Origin of the sequence: Streptomyces incarnatus (assembly GCF_001027185.1) — a bacterium.
Lineage (GTDB): Bacteria > Actinomycetota > Actinomycetes > Streptomycetales > Streptomycetaceae > Streptomyces > Streptomyces puniciscabiei.
Genome location: NZ_CP011497.1, coordinates 8430200 through 8449872, shown reverse-complemented (window position 1 = coordinate 8449872; position 19673 = coordinate 8430200). Strand labels below are relative to the sequence as shown.

16 protein-coding genes and 3 pseudogenes are annotated in these 19673 nt (G+C 69.9%); 11 read left to right on the top strand and 8 right to left on the bottom strand.

The window, feature by feature from the left end; genetic code table 11:
* Window positions 1-224 precede the first annotated feature (224 nt).
* Window positions 225-1157, bottom strand: coding sequence for a LysR family transcriptional regulator (locus ABB07_RS38485; protein WP_208903057.1), 933 nt, complete (start codon window positions 1155-1157; stop codon window positions 225-227).
* 71 nt (window positions 1158-1228) lie between these two features.
* Between ABB07_RS38485 and dapA the strand changes: the two genes are divergently transcribed.
* Complete coding sequence (gene dapA / locus ABB07_RS38480) at window positions 1229-2152, top strand: 4-hydroxy-tetrahydrodipicolinate synthase (protein ID WP_208903056.1); 924 nt, start codon at window positions 1229-1231, stop codon at window positions 2150-2152.
* Window positions 2153-2696: 544 nt separating this feature from the next.
* Here dapA and ABB07_RS41290 read toward each other — a convergent pair.
* Window positions 2697-2940, bottom strand: a pseudogene (locus tag ABB07_RS41290) (IS5/IS1182 family transposase); the annotation flags it as partial.
* Between the two features lie 327 nt (window positions 2941-3267).
* On the opposite strand from ABB07_RS41290, the gene ABB07_RS38470 reads away from it, so the two are divergent.
* From ABB07_RS38470 to ABB07_RS41825, 5 genes and pseudogenes are all read left to right on the top strand, one after another.
* Complete coding sequence (locus tag ABB07_RS38470) at window positions 3268-3858, top strand: hypothetical protein (protein WP_208903055.1); 591 nt, start codon at window positions 3268-3270, stop codon at window positions 3856-3858.
* Between the two features lie 303 nt (window positions 3859-4161).
* Complete coding sequence (locus ABB07_RS38465; RefSeq protein ID WP_208903054.1) at window positions 4162-4575, top strand: Tat pathway signal sequence domain protein; 414 nt, start codon at window positions 4162-4164, stop codon at window positions 4573-4575.
* Window positions 4572-5201: a class F sortase gene (locus ABB07_RS38460; protein WP_208903053.1), complete on the top strand. Its 630-nt coding sequence runs from the start codon at window positions 4572-4574 to the stop codon at window positions 5199-5201. Before ABB07_RS38465 ends, ABB07_RS38460 begins: the two co-directional genes overlap by 4 nt.
* An 85-nt stretch (window positions 5202-5286) precedes the next feature.
* On the top strand, window positions 5287-5778 hold the full coding sequence (locus ABB07_RS38455) for an RNA polymerase sigma factor (RefSeq protein ID WP_208903052.1): 492 nt from the start codon (window positions 5287-5289) through the stop codon (window positions 5776-5778).
* 644 nt (window positions 5779-6422) lie between these two features.
* Window positions 6423-6676: pseudogene (locus tag ABB07_RS41825) on the top strand (hypothetical protein); the annotation flags it as partial.
* Between the two features lie 47 nt (window positions 6677-6723).
* On the opposite strand, the pseudogene ABB07_RS41820 reads toward ABB07_RS41825, so the two are convergent.
* A pseudogene (locus ABB07_RS41820) lies at window positions 6724-7257 on the bottom strand (ATP-binding cassette domain-containing protein); the annotation flags it as partial.
* 57 nt (window positions 7258-7314) lie between these two features.
* Here ABB07_RS41820 and ABB07_RS38445 point away from each other — a divergent pair.
* On the top strand, window positions 7315-7980 hold the full coding sequence (locus ABB07_RS38445; protein ID WP_244189679.1) for a hypothetical protein: 666 nt from the start codon (window positions 7315-7317) through the stop codon (window positions 7978-7980).
* A gap of 257 nt (window positions 7981-8237) precedes the next feature.
* Here the strand turns inward: ABB07_RS38445 and ABB07_RS38440 are convergent, their stop codons facing one another.
* Complete coding sequence (locus ABB07_RS38440) at window positions 8238-9575, bottom strand: aminotransferase-like domain-containing protein (protein WP_208903049.1); 1338 nt, start codon at window positions 9573-9575, stop codon at window positions 8238-8240.
* An 88-nt stretch (window positions 9576-9663) separates the two neighbouring features.
* Between ABB07_RS38440 and ABB07_RS38435 the strand changes: the two genes are divergently transcribed.
* Window positions 9664-10287, top strand: a complete 624-nt coding sequence (locus ABB07_RS38435) for a DJ-1/PfpI family protein (RefSeq protein ID WP_208903048.1) — start codon at window positions 9664-9666, stop codon at window positions 10285-10287.
* A gap of 337 nt (window positions 10288-10624) precedes the next feature.
* Here the strand turns inward: ABB07_RS38435 and ABB07_RS38430 are convergent, their stop codons facing one another.
* The 3 genes from ABB07_RS38430 to ABB07_RS38420 form a co-directional block, all read right to left on the bottom strand.
* Window positions 10625-12127, bottom strand: coding sequence for an ArnT family glycosyltransferase (locus ABB07_RS38430; RefSeq protein WP_244189678.1), 1503 nt, complete (start codon window positions 12125-12127; stop codon window positions 10625-10627).
* A 397-nt stretch (window positions 12128-12524) separates the two neighbouring features.
* Window positions 12525-13400 (bottom strand): PhzF family phenazine biosynthesis protein, encoded by an 876-nt coding sequence (locus ABB07_RS38425; RefSeq protein ID WP_208903047.1) that lies wholly within the window; start codon window positions 13398-13400, stop codon window positions 12525-12527.
* Between the two features lie 542 nt (window positions 13401-13942).
* Window positions 13943-14272, bottom strand: a complete 330-nt coding sequence (locus ABB07_RS38420) for a helix-turn-helix transcriptional regulator (RefSeq protein WP_208903046.1) — start codon at window positions 14270-14272, stop codon at window positions 13943-13945.
* Between the two features lie 124 nt (window positions 14273-14396).
* Between ABB07_RS38420 and ABB07_RS38415 the strand changes: the two genes are divergently transcribed.
* On the top strand, window positions 14397-14777 hold the full coding sequence (locus ABB07_RS38415) for an STAS domain-containing protein (protein WP_208903045.1): 381 nt from the start codon (window positions 14397-14399) through the stop codon (window positions 14775-14777).
* Between the two features lie 179 nt (window positions 14778-14956).
* Here ABB07_RS38415 and ABB07_RS38410 read toward each other — a convergent pair whose 3' ends face one another.
* The gene (locus tag ABB07_RS38410; RefSeq protein WP_208903044.1) at window positions 14957-16651 is read right to left on the bottom strand and encodes a SpoIIE family protein phosphatase; all 1695 of its coding nucleotides are present in this window, start codon (window positions 16649-16651) and stop codon (window positions 14957-14959) included.
* A 1078-nt stretch (window positions 16652-17729) separates the two neighbouring features.
* On the opposite strand from ABB07_RS38410, the gene ABB07_RS38405 reads away from it, so the two are divergent.
* Window positions 17730-18815: a sugar ABC transporter substrate-binding protein gene (locus ABB07_RS38405; RefSeq protein ID WP_208903043.1), complete on the top strand. Its 1086-nt coding sequence runs from the start codon at window positions 17730-17732 to the stop codon at window positions 18813-18815.
* A gap of 33 nt (window positions 18816-18848) precedes the next feature.
* Window positions 18849-19631 (top strand): ATP-binding cassette domain-containing protein, encoded by a 783-nt coding sequence (locus ABB07_RS38400; RefSeq protein ID WP_208903042.1) that lies wholly within the window; start codon window positions 18849-18851, stop codon window positions 19629-19631.
* Window positions 19632-19673 lie beyond the last annotated feature (42 nt).

The window sequence follows — 19673 nt, the reverse complement described above, 5'->3', positions numbered from 1 at the left end:
ATATCGCTGGTTCTGATCACGACCCCTGTCCAGTTGCCTTCACCCGGCCGTGGGAGCGTTCGGCGTTGCCGGCGAAGATCTCGCGGTAGGCCCACTCCGTCTGCATGGAGGCGCGAGAGCCGGTAGTTCTTGGCGTTGTCGGTCATGACCCGCTCCTACAGGGCGGCCGGAGGGGGTGTGGGAGGTGCTGTGAGCGTACAGGTCTCTCTGGTCTCGGTCCCTGGCTAGGACGCACCGCCCATGGCGACCGCCGCTGTTCGAGCCGCCGACACGAATGCTGCGATCGCCGGGTGCGCGCCGCCGCCCGCGCGGAAGGCGACCCTCGAGCGACGGAAGAGGGGCAGCCGGGTCAGGACCACGCCCTCGGGGGCGTGCGAGACAGCCATCTCCGGTATAAATCCGGCACCTTGCCCGATCGCGGCCAGTGCCAGGACCGTACGGAAGTCGTTGACCTGATGGCGGATGCGCGGCTGGAAACCGGCCGCCTGACAGGCGCGTACGGCCATCGCGTGACCGGTCGTACCGTCCCGGGCCGTGATCCATGGGGATGTGGCCCACGGTCCGAGCAGCTCCGCCAGCGTGTCTGCGCGCGCGGCGGGACCGGTCGCGTGAACGCTGTCCGTGGTGCCACCCGTGGCCAGGTACATCGGCTCCTCCAGCAGGGGCACCTGGTCGACCGCGGTGTCGGGCGCCGCGGGAACGAAGTCGTAGTCGTGGACGAGGGCCACATCGAGTTCGCCGGCGCGGAGGCCGTCGGAGACTCGCGCCGAGTCGATCTCCTGCAGCATCGGTTCCAGCGCGGGATGACGCTGGGCGAGTTCGGCCAGCGTGGCGGGCACGATCGCGAGGCCGCCAGAGGGAAACGTCCCGATCCGAAGCGGTCCGCCGATGCCCTCGCGTGCCCCGGCCAGCTGGGAGACCGCCAGTTCGAGGCGTTCGAGGACGGCGTCAGCGTGGGTGACGAGGGTGCGGCCCGCCGGCGTGAGCACCACCCGTCTGCCACTTCGTTCCAGCAGGGGCACACCGGCCTCGCGCTCGAGCACGCCCAGCTGCTGGGAGACAGCCGAGGCGGTGAAGTTCAGCGCCTCCGCCACGGCCGCGATGGTGCCGCGCCGGTCCAGTTCGCGCAGGAGGTGGAGACGTCGAGCATCAAGCATAAGATCATCTTACGTATAGACGTAGAAACATGAGCTGGATCTACCGGGTTTGAGTCGGCCAGGCTGACCTCATGAAGCCCGAAGCAAACCTCACCGGCCTGTTCGTCCCCTTGGTGACTCCGTTCACCGACGACCTGCGCCTCGCGCCGGACGCGCTCGCCTGCCTCGCCCACGAGGCGCTGTCGGCAGGTGCTCACGGACTCGTTGCCCTGGGCACCACCGCGGAGGCGGCCACGCTGACGACCGAGGAGAAGCAGGCCGTGGTCCGCATCTGCTCTGCCGCCTGCCGGGCACACGGAGCTCCACTGATCGTAGGCGTCGGCACCAACGACACCGCCTCCGCCATCATGACGCTGCGGGAGCTCGCTCAGAGCGGTGACGTCACCGCGGCGCTGGTTCCCGCGCCGCCCTACACGCGACCCGGCGAGGCGGGAGCACTGGCTCACTTCACGGCACTCGCCGAACATGGGGGTCTGCCGCTGGTCGTCTACGACATCCCGTACCGCACCGGTCAGTCCCTCAGCACCAGCACCCTGAACGCGCTCGCGCAGCTACCCGAGGTCGTCGGGGTCAAGTACGCGACCGGCGCGATCGACGCGGCCACGATGGAGCTGCTCGGCTCGTCGACAACGGGATTCGCGGTGCTCGGCGGCGACGATGCCGTCATCTCGCCGCTGCTCGCGGCGGGCGCCCGCGGCGGCATCCTGGCGTCGGCCAACGTCCGCACCGCGGACTACGCCGAGCTGATCTCGCTCTGGCGACGCGACGCCACCGGACCGGCCCGCGAGCTGGGAGCCGAGCTGGCGCAGTTGTCCGCCGCGCTGTTCGCCGAGCCGAACCCCACCGTGATCAAGGGGGTGTTGCACGCCCGGGGCCGCATCCCCAGCCCGGCCGTCCGGCTACCACTGCTGGCTGCTTCCGCCGATTCGGTTCGGAGGGCGGCGGACCTGGCGACCGCCCGGACCCAACAAGCCCACCAAGGGGCTGCGGCCTGACGAGGGCACATTGTCCGAGGGATGCCATTGGGCTTCGACGCAAACTGATTGCGCCCGCCGCTCCCGTGCCACAACGCGCCCCACGTGGACCAGCTCTCCAGGCGGCCGAGGCGAGCGCCCGACATTGGGAGACCGAGTCCGTGCTCCCCGGGATGACAGTGGGTGGGCTTGCTGGTCACCTTGCGCGTAGCGTCCTCCAAGTGGAGTGGTTCCTCGACGGTCAGGTCTCCGGCGCAGAACCGGTGTCACCGGTTCGGTACGGCGCGCGGCTCGCAGATACGTCGTTGCCTGACTCGGCACTGAACTTCGGGGTGCACACCCGCAGCGAGGTAACTGCCGCAGTCGGCACCGTTGTTGTGGCTGAGCGGGCGCAGGCAGCGTTGGGGGGACTGTCGCAGCGGCTGGGCATTGAGTCGGCCGATCGGTGGGTGGCTGTCCTCCACCGGCCGGACGAGGAGATGTTGCTGGACGGATACCTGCAGGCCCGTTGCGTCGAGCAGGCGGTGCACCTCGATGACCTCGCCAATCGGACCAGGCAGGGCACTCACTGGCCATTTGGTTCACGGAGTCCGCGGTGGCAGATAGAGGCAGCTACCGGCGCGGTGAAAGGCCAGGAAGTGGTCGGGCTCGCGCTCGTGGCGACGGTGCGTGCGCCGGCAGCCGGTGAGCCAGGCGGTGGTGCGTTCGACGCTCCAGCGGTGTCAGCCCAGGTGTGTGGAGTTCTCGATGCCGCGGCGAGCAACACGAGAGATGACGCCGCGCGTGCGTAGCCATCGCCGCAGGTTCCGGGAGAAGACGACCGGCAATTCCTGCCCCGACGGCGCCACCACCTCCACCCGCCGGCCCCTCTCGGGGCTCAGTCCTCGTGTGCGCCCGACACCACACTGGGCTGGAAAGCAGGGGGGTGTGAACCACGTCGTTCAGGCTGCTCCGGGAACGCATCGGCCCCGAGCACGAAACGGCTTGATGGGCGGCGTCATCCGGACGCGCTGCAGCGCCGGCCACCCGGCCGGCTATCCAGCCTGATGGTGTGCCACCGAGGCCTGACGGGGTGTTGTGGTCCGATGAGTAAAAGTACTCATGACGCCCACCCAGCGGTGGGGAACGATCGAGGAATGACGACGCGAAAGAAGACCAGAGCCCGGCTCGGGATGCTGCCCTTGGCGGTGATGGTCCTGCTGACGGCGGGGTGCGGAACGCAGCGGGCGGGAGACACCGCCAACGCGTACCGGCGTTCGCATCCGACGCCGACCGGCATATCGACGCCGAGTGCCCCAGCGGACTTCCCCTGCCCCGGCGAGAGCACCAAGCCAGCTCCGCCCACGGCCGCCACTGCCCCCAGCTCAACCGTGCCACCGACCGACCACTACGCCGAAAACCACGGCTTCAGGGTTCCCATCCCGCTCCACGGCCAGAGCCGCTGCGACGGACTCACCGCCGTCGGACGCGTCAAGAGAGCACTCGAACCACTGCGCCGGCGCGGCGACTTCGCCCCGGACCACGTGCGCGACGCACTCGCCGGCCTCGGTTACTCCCCCGGGAAAGTGCAGGCGTACCAGGATGGGTCCGGGGCCGGCTTCCTCATCGACATCGGCGTCTCCCCTTGGTGTGTGGAGGGCACGATGAGCAGTTCCTCCACCCAGGCGGATGCCTTCGGCGGCTACCCCGACGGCACCGGCTGCGAGCCCCCGAGCGGCGGCCACTGACCGCAGCGTCCGCCAGTGGCACACCATCAGCGTTCGCCGTCACAGGGCATTCGTGAATGCGGGAGCCGTCGTACCGGCAGGGCCCGCACTTCGCCGCCACAGCCTGGGGTTCTGCCGCGTCCATCTCGCCGGCCGGGCTGCGCCTGGGCCGCCGAGGCGAAGGCGTGGATATCGGCTCGCCGGCCGGGCGGCCGCCCCCGGCTTTGCCAGCTCTTTACAACCCGGCTCGCCGCCGCCTCGTCTCTCCCCTCGATCCGTCACCCAGCCCGCCGACCCGGCGGGCCGACGAAAGAGAGCGATTCGATGCGCCGAACTGTCCTCAGTGCCATGGCACTCGCGGCCACCGCCGGGCTGGCGGGCACCGTGCCCGCGTTCGCCGACAGCCCCAGCCCGGTCCCCACCGTCGCCCCCAGCGCGACGCCGAGCACCGAACCGACCCCTCTGCCCAGTGCCTCCCCCACCCGGGCGCCGAGCGCCGAACCCACCCGGACGCCGAGCGTCTCTCCGACCTCGATGCCCAGCGCCTCTCCGACCCGGGCGAACGGCCGTGGCCAGGTCGCCGTCGTGCCGAAGGGCGCGCCCGACACCGGCGTGACGGCGGCGTCCTCGGGGGCCGGGCCCGACGGTGGGCTGATCGGCGGCGGCGCCGCCGCGGCGGTCGTCGTGGGCGGCGGGGTGGTCTTCGCCGTACGCCGGCGGCGGACGACCGGGGCATGACCCCGCTCTCCAGGCGCGCCTTCGCCGCCGCTGCGCTGGCCGCGCTGCTCGCGGGCTGCGGTGGCCACTCGTCGCACCATGCCTCCCAGGACGAGAGGGCCAGGGGTGCGGGATCCGGCGGTGCGCCACGGCCGTCGTCGGCCGCCGCCAAGCCGGTGCACGCGCTCGGGCGTTCGGTCCCGGTCGGGTTGCGGATCCCGGCGATCGGGGTCGACACCCCGGTCATGCAGCTGGGGCTGGCGCCGGACGGTACGGTGCAGGTGCCCCCGGTGACGGCCCACGACCGGGCGGGCTGGTACCGCAACTCCCCGACGCCAGGTCAGACCGGCCCGTCGGTCATCCTCGGCCATGTCACCGTCGGCACCTACGGCGACGGTGTCTTCCGCCACCTCGCGCGCCTGCACCGGGGCGACCGGATCGTGGCACGCCTGGAGAACGGCACGGCCGCGGTGTTCGCCGTCCGCGAAGTGCGGACGGTCGCCAAGGCGGACTTCCCGGTGGCGGACGTGTACGGGAACGTGGACCGTCCCGAGCTGCGGCTCATCACCTGCGGCGGCCGCCGCACCGGTCACGGCTACCTCGACAACGTGATCGTCTTCGCCGCGCTGACCCCCGCCGGCCCCTGATCCACCGCCGTGCACCCCCGGGCCGGTGGAACGTATGCCGCCTGTCCGGGGTCCTCACCTACGACCCCTCTGATCCGGGAGAGCGTTGAAACGGTCCCGCGACAGGGCAGCGTCCGAACTGTTCGCCGCCCTCTACCCCCGCCTCGCCGGCTGGTGCCGCCGTCTCGTCGACGACGACGAGACGGCCCACGAGATCGCCTCCGAGGCGTTCACCCGGCTCTGGGCACGCTGGACGTCCGTGGCGGAGCCCCGCGGTTTCCTCTACGTCACCGCGGCCAACCTCGTGCGCGACCACTGGCGCCGGCTGGAGCGCGAACGCAGGGCCGTGCGCCGCGCCGGCACGGAAGCCGCCGTTCGCCCGCACACCGAACAGGCCGACCCGTCCGTACGCCTGCTGGTGCAGTCCCTGCCGGAACGACTGCGCGTCCCCATCCTCCTGCACTACTACGCTGACATGCCGATCCGGGAGGTGGCCGTACTGACCGGGCGCAAGGAAGGAACCGTCAAGGCCGATCTCCACGCTGCCCGGGAACTGCTCCGCGTCCACCTGAGGAGAAGCCTTGACCACACGTCTTGACGATGGCGAGGAATATCATGAGTTCGCTCCCGACGACCCGCTAGCGGTGATCCTGCGGCCCACCCCCGACCACCTCGGCGCGCCCCCCGGCCGCTACGAGGCGATCCGCCGCGCCGCGACCCGCCGCCGGCTGCTGCGCGCCGCGGCCGGGGTCGGCGCGTCCTGTGCGCTCGCCGCCCTCCTCGCGCTACCGCTGACGGCACACCGGCCGCACCCGTCCCGGACGGTCCCCCTCGCACCACCGCCCGCGACCGGCCCCACGACGCCAGCCGCCGCCTCAGCGACGCCCCCCACACCGTCTGCCTCGCCCACCCCCACGGCCCCGCCACGGACGGCCGGCCCCCGCCCCACCAGGAGCTCCCAGAACGGCCCTTCCACCATCACCTCGGGAAATTCAGTGACACCCACCTCGGTGCCGACCCGCGGCCCCTCAGCGACACCGACCCCAGCGAGGACGGAACCGTCGGGGAGCCCAAGCGCCACCGTGTCCACCTCCGAGCCCGGCACGAGCCGGCCGTAGCCGGTGCTGGATTCCCCGAACGGCGTACACACCTCGGCGCCGTAGCAACCGGTCCGCCGACGCGTTCCGCTGGTCGGTTCGAAGAAAGTCGTGAGCCGCTGTCCATCCGGCACACTTCAACGTCTTGAGTGACAGGATCGGTGCCGGTGAGTACCAGAGTCTCGAGAGACCGCTCGGCTACGAACATCCCGGGCCTCGACGACCACTTCGAGATCACGGGCCGCAACAAGTTCAGGCCCCCGTTGCGCACTCCGGTGTGCGTCATGACCCACGGGTCCGGACTGCGACTTTGGGAGTCCTCCGATGAACTCCTCGACCGGTTCCACCCTGGAGGTCGTGCCCAGCCCCAGCGGCGTGACGCACCGTCTGTTCTGGCGAGGGCGACGTGAGAGCCCACTTGAGTTCACGCTTCGAGCGGCTGCGAGCACCTCGGCCTCAGTGGCGTCCGGGCGGCCGAAGGTGATGTTGTCGCGGACCGTGCCGTCGAAGAGCATGCTGTCCTGCGGGAGCAGGGTGATATGGTGGCGCACCTCCTCGACGGGGAGTTCCGCGATGTCCCGGCCGTCGAGCAGGATGCGGCCCCGGTACGGCTCGTGGAACCGCAGCAGCAGCTTGCCGAGGGTGGACTTGCCGGCACCGCTGGGTCGGGTCACCGCGACGAGCAGGCCGGTCGCGATGTCCAGGTGCGCTCCTTCCAGCACGGGGTGTCCGCTGCCGGCATAGGAGAAGCTGACGTCCTGGAAGGTCACGCCGAGCAGGACGTGCTCGCTGGTCCAGCCGGCGAGATAGCCGCCCGCCGAGCAGCAACGTCTCCACCAGGCGAGCCCAAGTTCAGCCGCGCGCGGTCCACTTCGCCCGGTCTGGGATCCGCGCTTGACCGGCCAGGACCTGGGCCTGGTGGAGGCGAGGAGTCCCCCTGTCGCGCCGGCCTGGGCTGGTAGGCTCCCGCAGTCGATCATGAGCATGATCGTTCGACGTACGGAGACGGAATGAGGGGGCCCGTGCGAGCGATTCCCATGACTATGGCACTGGCGTGTCTACTGAGCGGGGCCGTACTCACCGGCTGCGCGGCCGGTGGCGGCGATGCCACAAAGTCCGCTACCGACCTGCTCGACGAGGCCAACGGCACAATGCGCGCCCTGCGTTCGGTGACCGTGGAGACGACCAACACCACAGCCCACGGCACCGTGACGACCCGGCTCAGCACTGACCTCAAGAACCGATGCAAGGCGAAGACCAGCTGGGCCGGGAACGGCAGCCTCGAACAGATCCGGATCGGTGACACCGACTACGTCCGTCCGGACGAGACATACCTCGAGAAGTGGAGCGGCAGGAAGATCGACGCCCTCCGGCCGAAGCAATGGGTGAAGCAACCCGCCGACGAGGCACAGCCGGGGGACGGACTGACGAAGTGCACTTGGACGTTCGCCTCGTTCGGCAGCGTGAAGAAGGGCGAGGCCACCCGCATCGGCGTCCGGGAAGCAGTCGCGCTGCACGTTACGGACAAGGCAGACAAAGAGGGACAGTACACTTTCTACGTTGCCACCGAGGGTAAGCCGTACCTGCTTCGGGTCGCCTACAGAGGCGGCGGAAACGACACCACCACGTCTTTCAGCAAGTTTGACGAGCCGTTCGATGCCCAGCCGCCCGCATCGGCAGGAGTGCTGGACGCAGGACGTTGATGGCTGGGTCGCCGCGCCGATGAGTACCACGGCCGTGGCTGGGCGCGCGGCCCAGCCACGGGCGCCACTACTGCACGGCCTGCGGCGTGGATCGTTCGAAATTGGTGCATTGGCCGTCTGTTTCGGGGAACAGAGCTGCGGTGTTTCCCTCATCAGTCTCTCGGGTCGCAGGGCGACCGGGACCCCAGGGCCGTCAGCGCCGACGGAGTTTCGAACGCAGACGGCGGTGCGGGCAGGAATCGGCTGGTGGGGGGAGTTCAGGCGTAAGCGTCCTCGACAGCCACTCGTCGTACGGTGCGCAGCGTCGACTGGAGAGTGTCCAGATCGGTCGAACCGAGAGCGAGGCGGATCGCCTGTGGTGTGTGCGCCGAGGTGGCGAACGGCTCGGCCGTGCTGACCGAGATGTGCTGACGCGCGAGGGTGGCAGTCAGCCGGTCGGCGCGTGCGTCCTCGGGCAGCGGCAGCCATGTGAAGTAGGACGAGGGGTGGCTGATGAGTGGCAGGCCTGCCAGTTCTTGTCTGGCGAGTGCTTGACGGGCCTTGGCGTCGTCTCGTTTCTGCGCTTCCAGGTGGTCCACCGTGCCGTCCTCGAGCCAGCGGCAGGCGATCGCGGTGGTGAGGGCCGGGGTGTTCCAGGTGGTCGCCCGAATCGCGCGTTCGAGCGACGGCACCATAGAGGGCGGGGCGACGACGAAGCCGACCCGGAGGCCGGTGGCGACGCTCTTGGACAGTCCCGAGACGTAGACGGTGATGTCCGGTGCACTCGCAGCCAGGGGCGGTGGAGGGTCCTCGACCAGGTAGGCGTACGCGGCGTCTTCGATGATGAGCTGACCGTGCCGCCGAGCGATCTCGATCAGGCGGGCGCGATCAGCCGCCGGCATGACCCACCCCAGAGGGTTGTGCAAGGTTGGCATGGTGTAGATCGCGCGCACGGGGCGGGTCGCGCACAGCTTCTCGAAGGCATCGAGATCCGGCCCGTCGGTGGTTGTGGGTAGGGGCTCCAGGTCGAGATGCAAGGCATGTGCGAGCACCTTGAAACCGGGGTAGGTGAGTGCGTCGACCGCGACGACGTCGCCGGCGTTGAGCGCGGCCATGACGGTGACGGCCAGGCCGTGCTGTGCACCGTTGACGATGAGAACCTGATCCGCGTCAGGAGTGATCCCTCGACGCCTCAGGTGCCGTGCGATCGAGGCTCTGTCCTGGGGGCGCCCTCGATGTGGTTGGTAGCGCAACAACGAGTCGAGTTCACCGGAGGTGGCCACCTCTCGCAAAGCCTGTCGCAGGAGATCGGCTTGACCAGGCAGCGACGGATAGTTGAAGTTGAGGTCGATCGCATCCGTAGCGACGCATTGCTGATCGATGCCGTGACCGGCGGGAACCGCGATGTCACGCACGAAGGTGCCGCGGCCCTGTTCCCGGCTGACCAGGCCCATCGCTTCCAGCTCGGCATAGACCCGCGTCGCGGTCACCACGGCGATGCCCTCGCGGGCGGCGAGTCCGCGGTGTGTCGGCAGCCGCGCACCTGCGGCGATCCGCCCGGACCGGATGTCGGATGCGAGCGCGTCAACCAGCTTCTTGTATCGCGGGGCTGCCATGCCCCGGATTGTATCCATGACAATTCTTTGACTGTCCTGTTCGCGGGTCCTTACCGTCGAGACCCACTCATCCGGAAGGGCAGCCACCGTGCACATCGCCATCCTCACCTTCGAGGGCTACAACGAGCTCGACTCCCTGATCGCACTCGGGGTGCTCAACCGCATCAAGACCGACGACTGGCGTGTCACCATCGCCACTCCCAGCCCCAAGGTGACGTCGATGAACGGGGTGGTCATCGAGCAGATGTCCACTCTTGAGGAGGCGTGCGCCGCTGACGCCGTCATCGTCGGCAGTGGCATCGCCACCCGCGAGGTCGTCGAAGACCAGGCGATCATGAACATCCTGCGTGGCCTGGATCCCTCGCGCCAGCTCATCGCGGCGCAGTGCTCCGGCGCACTCGTGCTGGCCAGGCTCGGCCTGCTCGACGACATCCCGGCCTGTACCGACCTGACCACCAAGCCCTGGGTCATCGCCGCCGGCGTCGAGGTGCTCAACCAGCCCTTCTACGCCAAGGACAACATCGCCACCGCCGGCGGCTGCCTCGCCTCGCACTACCTCGCCGCCTGGATCCTCGCCCGCTTCGCGGGCAACGACGCCGCAGAAGCTGCGCTGCACTATGTCGCCCCGGTCGGCGAGAAGGAGGAATACATCGAGCGCGCCTGGCGCAACATCACTCCCTACCTGCCCGCTCCCGCACCGACGCTCGTCTGACCAACCAGTCGCAAGCAGCGGCCGCCAGGAACTCCCCCGGCAGCGTGGCCGCTGGTTGCGCCCGGCGTTGGGGCTCGTTCGGCTACGCCGCGACGCTCGCGATGAGCGGGGGGATCTCGGCGGTGAGGTTGCGCATGTCCTCCCCTGCCGCGTGCACCGTGGTGGTCGCGAACTGCCATTCCTCGGAGGGTGCCTGATCGCAGAGCAGTCGCCGCCCTCGGACTGGCCGACGTCGGGTCTCCCACTCCCCCGGCTCCGGGTCCGGAAGCCGCGGCGCGGCCGGTGTGACGAGGGGAATGGCGCTGTCGTCCACGGGGGCGAGGTCGTTCGTGGCTGCTCAGTAACGGCGCAGCAGCGGCCAGAGCACGGGCCATGGCCGGTCCGGCCCTGCGCAGAGCACCACGGCCGCGTGCTGCTCCTGGTTCGCCGTGCCGAGTCCGTTGTCGACTCGCGCCACCGTGTGGCAGGCGGTGAAGTGCTGCTCCAGCTCGGCATAGCCCGCTGGGTGGACGAGCAGCACCGGACCGGTGGCGCCGGCCGGTGGCGGGCCCCAGGCGTGCAGGCCCATGTGGCCGGAGTACGGTGCCGGCAGGCCGAGAGCGGGCCCGTACCGCGCGATGGCGCCGGCCTCGCCGTAGTTCGCGGTCAGCAGCACGGCGGTGGCCCGCTGGTCGGCGGGGATCGCTGCCCAGCCGGTGGCGGTGGCGCGTGCGAGCTGTGGCCAGCCGACCTCCTCGCCGAGGTCGGGGTCAACGGCCATCGGCACGGTCAGCGCCGACGCGGGCAGCACCGGCAGGGCTGCCAGGGCGCCGGTGAGCAGGGCCGCGAGCAGTCCGCCTGCCAGCTTGGCGCGATGCTCATGGATCCAGTGGGCGTACGGCTCGCAGCCGGCGGCGCTGATCGCGTACAGCAGCGGAATGGGGTAGTACCCCTTGCCGCCGCCGGCCAGCACCAGCAGGCACAGAACCACCCAGGCCACCACGACCGGTCGGGCCCAGCGCAGCTCCGGCCGGCGCGACAGCCGGCTCAACCCGGTCAGCCACAGGGGTGCCAGCACCGGGGAGAACTGGAGCAGCTGCATCGGCAGGGCGAGCAGGCGCCCTCCGACTCCGACATCGGCGCTGATTCCGTGAGCCACCGTCAGCTCAGGCCAACCACGCGCGGCCTGCCACCACAGCGTGGGGATCGCGAAGGGCAGCGCGGCGAGGACCGCGGTCAGCGGACCCAGCAGCGCGCGTGGACGCGGTACGAAGAAGCCCCGCGGTCCGGCCGTCAGCGCGCCCAACGCGAGGGCCGGCAACAGCGCCAGCACCAGCAACTTGTTCAGCAGTGCGATCCCGACCAGTGCTCCCAGTACGGGCCACCAGCGGAATTGGCCCGTGCGCAGCAGTCGGAGCGTCAGCAGAATGATCGCCAGCCAGACCGTCAGGTCGAAGGTCGCGGTGGAGAGCAGGTGGCCGATTCCCAGCGTATAGCCCGAGCAGGCCGCGGCTGCTGCGGCGAGTACCTGTCCGTCGTGTTCGGCGCCCAGCTCTCGGGCGATCAGCGCGGTGAGCGTGATCGTGATCGCGGTGAGCAGGGCGGGCAGGATCCGCACGCCCGTCGGGGTGGAGCCGAAGAGCTCCGCGCCGAGCCTGGCCAGCAGCGGGGTGAGGGGTGGCTGGTCCGGGTAGCCCCAGGCCGGGTGCCGGCCGGCGAGCAGGAAGTACAGCTCGTCGCGGTGGAAGCCGTAGCGGTCCGACAGCGCGATCAACAGCGTCGCGGCCGCCGCCGCGATCCCCCCGACCGGCCTGGCTGCGAATCGCCGCAGGCGCGGTTGCTCATCCCCCCGAACGCGCATGTGGAGATTCTGACAGTCCGGACGGGGCCGGAGAAGGTCCCGGACGACGATGGGGCGCCGCTGCCGTGACCTCGGGCTCCTACAGACGGCTCAGTACGTTCGCCTTGCAGCCACCTTTGCCTATGTACTCGTACGTCGACAGCAGGTCAGGGCCGCGCCGACAGTCCAGGCCAGCCTTCAGGGGAAGACATACGAGACGGCGAAGTGTGCGGACACCTCCGTGGACTGCTCAGGGCACTCGCAGGCCGCCTGTTCCCACCACCATGGCCTCCCCTATCGGTTCACATAGCCCGTCACACACGCAGGTCGCCTCGTCCGCACCCGGAGAAGGCGACCTGCACGCTTTCGCTCGGCTATGGGTCGGCACCAGCTGAGCGCAAGGCACCTGTGTGGGCTCTCAGTTGATGCGAGTTCCTGCGCCGCTGACCCGGACGCGCGGGTCACCCGCGCGCAGCGTCACCGTGAGCTCGCCAGGGCGGCCCAGGTCTTCGCCCTGATGCAGGGTCAGGACGACGTCCTCGGGTACCAGGCCGAGTTCACGGGCGTACGCTCCGAACGCGGCGGCCGCAGCGCCCGTCGCCGGGTCCTCGACGACGCCGCCGACGGGGAACGGGTCACGGACGTGGAAGACGGTGGCCGACTCCCGCCACACCAGCTGGAGCGTCGTCAGGTCCAGGCGGTGCATCAGGGCTTCGAGGCGCGGGAAGTCGTACGCGAGATCGGCGAGGCGCTCGCGCGTCGCCGCCGCGAGAACGAGATGGCGGGCACCGGCGAACGCCACACGGGGCGGGAAGGCCGGGTCGAGATCGACGGCCGGCCAGCCGAGCGCGGCGAGTGCCTCCGTGAGGTCGGCGTCGGCCACCTCCTCGATGTGCGGCTGGACACTGGTGAGCGTGGCCCTGACCGCCCCGCCCTCCTCGGCCACCTCCACCGGCACGATGCCGGCGCGCGTCGCGAAGAGCAGTTCCCCGGCGCCTATCCGCTCGGCGAGCGCGACGGCCGTCGCCACGGTGGCGTGCCCGCAGAACGGCACCTCGGCCTTCGGGCTGAAGTAGCGGATGCTGTACGCCCGTCCCTCCTGGCCGCCGAGGCCCTCCGGAGGCGCTGTCAGGAACGCGGATTCCGAGTATCCAAGGTCCGCGGCGATCGCCAGCATGTCCCTGTCGTCCAGGGCTGCGGCGTCCAGAACAACACCGGCGGGGTTTCCGCCATCGGGGACGCTGGAGAAGGCTGTGTATCGCAGCACCTCGGGCCGCGGCGCATTCGTCGTCATGCTCCTAGCAACGAGAGCGGGGCGGCGACTATTTCACAGGAGCAGTCCGATCGAGGACCTGATCGCCTGCGGCAGACTCCGGCCGGAAGCAGTGACGGGCGGATGCGACCCGCCGCATGGCACCGGGCCTGCCCGCTCGCCGATCCAGCCGAGCGCGAAGGAGGCCGTTCAGACCTCCGGGCCCCACGGCACGACAGGGAGAAGGCCGGGCAAGCCCTGTCGGCAAGCACTCCCCCGGGGATGGCGGTGGCACAGCCGGGTCGGGGACCGGCTCACAGCACCGCCACGACCGGACCGCCACCACCATCCAGATGAAGTTCCCGCTCTGGCACGCAGTTGCACGTCATCGAATCGCCGCATCACATGGCCGGGCTCGAAACGGGCGAGAACGAAGACGATGAAGCCCCGGCTCAACGCAATCGGGTCAGCCGCTCCGTGCTCGTCGACCGGTCCGGGTGAAAGGCGACAGGTCTCCTGAGGGCAGCCAGCCCCATCGGGCCTCCCGTTCCCTGCTTCTCGCCGTGGACGCTCGCCGAACGCCACTATTGGGTAACTGGGTTACTGACGCGCTCGGTCTCATCCTGCACGAGCAGGGAAAGCAGAGAGGCCACGGAGAGGCCGGCTTCCGCCGGATGTCGCAGCACCTTGTCCGGCTCGATGCGGTAGGTGTTCGTGCGCCCATCACGCGTGTGGGAGAGGTAACCGTCCTGCTCGAGATCGGAGATGATCCGCTGGACGGCGCGCTCCGTGAGCCGGCAGCGGGCGGCAATGTCGCGGATCCGGACGTTCGGGTTGTCGGCGATGGCTGCCAGCACGCGCGCGTGGTTGGTGATGAACGTCCATCCGGTGTGAGGTTCGGGCACTCCAACCATGCCCAGCAGTTTACGGGATACCGTTGCCAGAACCCAGATACATGACATACTTTTCACGTATTCGCTGACTCCCGTGATGAAGAGCCACGGAAGGAGCCTGAGGGTGTCCTGGGATGAAGCTGTCATGCCAAGACTCATGAGCAACGCCGGCGGGAAGCAGTGGTCGGACCTGGCCGGCGAGGAGGCCCCGGAGGATACGGTGATTCAGTACGAATGGCGCGGTGCCTGGGTCGTCGCCGCGCACGGCTCCTACGACATGGACTCGATCCCGCCTCTGGCGGACGCACTGGGCGCCGCCGCCAGGAAGCATCCGAAGGTGGTCCTGGACACCTCAGGGGTTGTCTTCGCGGACTCGTCGTTTCTCAATCTGCTGATCCTTACCCACCAAGCGGTCACCCTGCGCGTGGTCGCGCCGCCCCGGCAACTACAGCGGCTCTTCGAGATCACCGGAGCCGACGACGTCCTGGAGATACGTGAGACGGTGGATGACGCCGTCGTCTCCTGAGTCCCCCTCCACCGGAGAGCCGGGCGCGCGCCGCCGGATTTCAAACGCCACTTGCCCCCAGATCTCGGACGGGAGCTCCGGTAGAGAGGCCAGGAGGCCCCCGACCTGCAGTTGATGGAGAGGGATGGTTGACAGGCTGACGCCGAACTTGCCGGTGCGGTCTCACTGCTCCGGGAGCTTCAAAGAGACGAGGCCGGCGGCCCGTGTCGTACGGCCAGCATGGCCACGTCGTCGTCGTTGTCCGGTGGGCGCGCCCGCGCCAACAGCTCGTCGGTGAAGGATTCCAGAGGGCGGTGGGCCAGGGACGCGGCGTGGCGGCACAGACGGTCCAGGCCCTCGTCCAGGGTGCGGCTCGGGGACTCGATCAGGCCGTCGGTGTAGAGGAGCAGGGTAGCCCCGGGTGGCAGTTCCGCTGTCGCGTCGGGGCGAACCTGGCCGGGTGTGACGCCCAGCAGGACCCCGTGGCCGTCGGTCAGATAGCGGGCCATGCCCTCGTGGGTGACCAGCAGCGGCGGTGGATGGCCCGCGTTGGTCCAGGACAGCTCGCACTGGCCGGCGTCGTTCTCACTCATCCGGGCAAAGACCAGCGTGGCCATGGAGACCTCGGCGATGTCCAGGGTCGCCCGGTCGAGCCATTCCACGATCTTGCTCGGTGGCTTCTGCTGGGACACGGCGTACGCGCGGAGCATGTTGCGCAGCTGGGCCATGCCGGCCGCGGCGTCCAGGTCGTGGCCGACGACGTCGCCGATGACGAGGGCGGTGGCGCTGTCCGGCAGGGTGAACGCGTCGTACCAGTCGCCGCCGACTTCTGAGGCGTCCGGCGCGGGCAGGTAGCGCGCGGTCATGCTGCGGCCGGGCGTCCGCGGGAGCTTCGGCAGCAGATGGCGCTGCATGGTTTCGGCGACCTTGCGCTGGCGCTGGTAGAGGCGGGCGTTCTCCAGGCCGAGGCCGGCGCGTCGGGCGATGTCCTCCAGCAGGGCGGCGTCGGTCGCGGTGAACCGATCGGGCTGGTCGGCGCGGCCGAGGGTGAGGGCGCCCAGTACGTCGTGCAGGCTGCGGAGGGGGACCACGATCGCCGAGTGCATGCCGGTCGCCTCGAACAGGCGCCGCTGCTCCACCGCGATGCCGGAGTCGGGCGGTCCCTGGTAGGTCTCGGGGCCGGCGAAGGAGGACGTGACGCCGCGCAGGGCGCGGGACAGGGGCATCGGGGACTCCTGCGGCACGGGCGGCATGGGCCCCTGGAGGTCCTCCCGGAACACCACGGTTCCGCCTTGCGCGTGGGCGACGGCGAAGCGCGACACTTCGTCCCGCTCGCTGATCAGGTCGATGACGGCCCAGTCGGCGATGCGGGGCACCACGAGGTTGATCAGGCGGCGCAGCGCCTCGTGGATGTCCAGGGTCGAGGTGAGCAGGGTGGTGGTCTCGGCGAGCAGAGCGAGCCGTTCGAGTTCGGAGAGCCGTCCGCCGGCCGGTTGCCGCTGGGCGGGACGCCCGGAGCGGCCGGCGGAGTGAAAGAGGAAGAGCGTGGCCGACGGACGGATACCGATGTCGCAGGGGGTGGCCAGCCATGCCACCGGCAATAGCGTGCCGTCGCCACGCTCGAACCACTCGTCCTCACCCTGCTCCGTGCGCCCACCGAGGGCGCTTTCCCGCATCCGGCACTCGGCCCTCGGCATCGGCTCCCCACAGCTGGTGCGGTGCAGTAGATCGTGGGCGTCCTGGCCGACCAGATCCGACACGGAGCGGCCCAGGAGTTCCTCGCCACGCGCGTTGACGGCAACGATGAAGCCCTGCTCGTCCGTCAGGTAAGCACCCGTACCGAGGGCGTCGAGGGCCCTGACAACCGCTTCCTGCGGACCGTCCGGGCCCCACATTGCCGCCTCCCGTCAGCGGAGAAATCGTCTGGGCCACCGCTGCGATCCGGGTTCCCCCTGGGCCACGGCCGACCCTCCCGAGGGGAACCGCATCGAGCGGGGCCGGCAGGGAATCACGGTGCGAGCAGCCGCCCGACGCGACCGCTGTAACGCCGTTCACGCTGGTCAGCGCGCGAGCCCGCGGCACATGACCGCAGCTCCCCGAGCCGCGAGGACGGCCTGGCCGCTGCAGGGGCTTCGTCACTGCGCCCGGCCGGTCTGCCGGCAGGATCCGAATCGGTACTCGACCCGTTGCGGTGTCCGCCGCTTGGGGCCGCGCTGTCCGACGACACCGGACCCTGCGCCGAGCCCTTCGTCCTGGACCGGGTCGGCCGCCCTGGACGAGGACGGCGTCATCTACCTGATGGCGATCAGGGACTGGGCCACGCACGCCCCCGCGGCTGCCACACCGGGGACCACCCGCGCCATCGCCCACTTCGTCGGCCAGGTCCTCGCCGACGCACCGAAGGACGTCGCCCAGGCTCCGCAGGCGCTGCACGATGATCAGGTGCAGCGGACCCGTGCGGTGGTGGACACCGAGGTGACTCTGCACCGGTTGCCGCACCACCGCACCGGGTGGATGCGCACCCGGTGCGGTGGTGCGCACCCGACCGGGGGGGATCGCGCATCCGGTGCGCACCACCGCCCGCCGCGCCGTTGCCACGGCTCGGATTCGGCGCCTCGTCCCCTCACGGATCCACTGCGCTCGCAGGTCACTGCGGCCGATGCCAGACTGACGACGTGGCCGTCTTGTGGCGTGACCGGGTGAGGAGGCCGGGTATCGCCGTACGACTGGCGGAGGCGCCGGTGCCCACGGGCGGGGCGACCGGTCTGGTGCCTGTACGGCGCCGCGTACGCACGCCATCCGCGCCCCTGAGCGGGCGGCCGAAGGGGCACAAAAGACGCGCACGCCGCTCCTCGCCAGGTCCGCCCACCCGGGCCGGCCATCCCCACGGCACGAGTCGGTCCACGGCCGCCCCAGCCTGCGGACCCTGCTCGGGCCCCACCTCAGGGGGCACGGCTCAGGGAGGTCTCTCACATGAAGGCCTTCATACGGGACGTTGCTATCGCCGTGGTCGCCGTGTTGACGGCTCTTGCTGCCTGTGGGCAAGAGGGCGGGACCGGCGTCCACGCCGGAAGCGGCCCGAGGATCGGCCTGCTGCTACCGGATGCCATCACATCCCGCTGGGAGTCCAAGGACAGGCCTCTGCTGGAGGAGAAGATCAAGCAGTTGTGCCGCGACTGCACGGTCGAGCACGCCAATGCCAACGGCGACGTGGCCGCCCAGCAGCGACAGGTGGACTCCATGATCACCAAAGGGGTCGACGCACTGGTACTCGTGGCCGTCGACGCCAGCGCGCTCAGCGCCGCGGTCAGGAAGGCGCACGACGCGGGCGTCCCCGTCATCTCCTACGACCGCCTCGACGAGGGTCCGATCTCGGGCTATGTGTCCTTCGACGGCCGGGAGGTCGGCAGGCTCCAGGCGAGGGCGCTGCTGCAGGCCATGGCCCACCGGGCAGCCGGTGATCAAATCGTCATGATCAACGGCGATCCCACCGACCCCAACACCCTTCTGTTCGAAGCAGGCGCCCTGTCGGTACTCAAGGGCAAGGTCAAGATCGGCAAGACGTACGACACGCCCATGTGGCGTTCGGACATCGCCAACATGAACATGTCCGGCGCCATCGCCGACCTCGGCGCCCGGAACATCAACGGCGTCTACTCCGCCAACGACGCCCTCGCCTCCGGCATCATCTCCGCCCTCAGGGCGAACAAGGTCTCCCCGCTGCCGCCCGTCACCGGCCAGGACGCCGACCTCGGAGCCGTGCACCGCATCGTCGGCGGCGAGCAGTACATGACCGTCTGGAAGCCCACCAGCGCCGAGGCCTCCGCGGGCGCCGCCATGGCCGTGGCCGCGGCTCGCGGCGAGAACCTCCACCGCATCGCCACCGGCACGGTGCGCACCCGTGGCGGCAATGTGGTTCCGGCCGTCCTGCTCACCCCCGTGTCAGTGACCGCCGGCACCATCAAGGACACGCTCGTGAAGGGCGGCGTGTACACGGTCCAGCAGATCTGCGTGCCCCGGCTCAGAACGGCCTGCCACCGGGCCGGACTGACCGGATAGACCGGTCCACCACAGCCGGGCCCGGGGAAGGAGATGGTTTCCGTGCCGGCTCCACCACTGCTGGCGCTGCACGGCGTGTGCAAGCGCTTCGGCGTCGTTCAGGTCCTCACCGACATCGAACTGAAGATTCGCGCGGGCGAGGTCGTGGCGCTTCTGGGGGACAACGGGGCCGGCAAGTCCACCCTCGTCAAGGTGATCTCGGGCGTGGCCCCCGCGGACTCGGGCATCATCGAATGGGAGGGACGGACGGTCAACATCAGGCGTCCCCAGGACGCCCGGGATCTCGGCATCGCCACCGTCTACCAGGACCTCGCCCTGTGCGGCAACCTCGACGTCGTCGGCAACCTGTTCCTCGGGCAGGAGATCCGCAGGCTCGGCTTCCTCGACGAAGTGGAGATGGAACACCGTACCCGTGACCTCCTGAAGCGCCTGGCGACGGGCCTGCCCGATCTGCGCTCCCCCGTCGTGGCCCTGTCCAGCGGCCAGCGGCAGACGGTCGCCATCGCCCGCTCCCTCCTCGGCGATCCCCGGGTACTCCTCCTGGATGAACCGACGGCATCCCTGGGCATCGAACAGACCGCCGAAGTCCTGGAACTCGTCGACCAGCTGCGTGACCGCGGCATGGGAGTTCTCCTCATCAGCCACAACATGGCCGATGTCAAAGCCCTCGCAGACCGGGCCGCGGTGCTGCGGCTGGGCCGCAACAACGGCTTCTTCAACGTGAGCACCGCGTCCCACGAAGAGATCATCTCCTCCATCACCGGGGCCACGGAGAACGTTCCCCACCGGATGGCCCACCGGGAGGTGGACTGGTGACACAGGACCGCAAGAACACAGACAACAGGCAGGCCGCCCCCG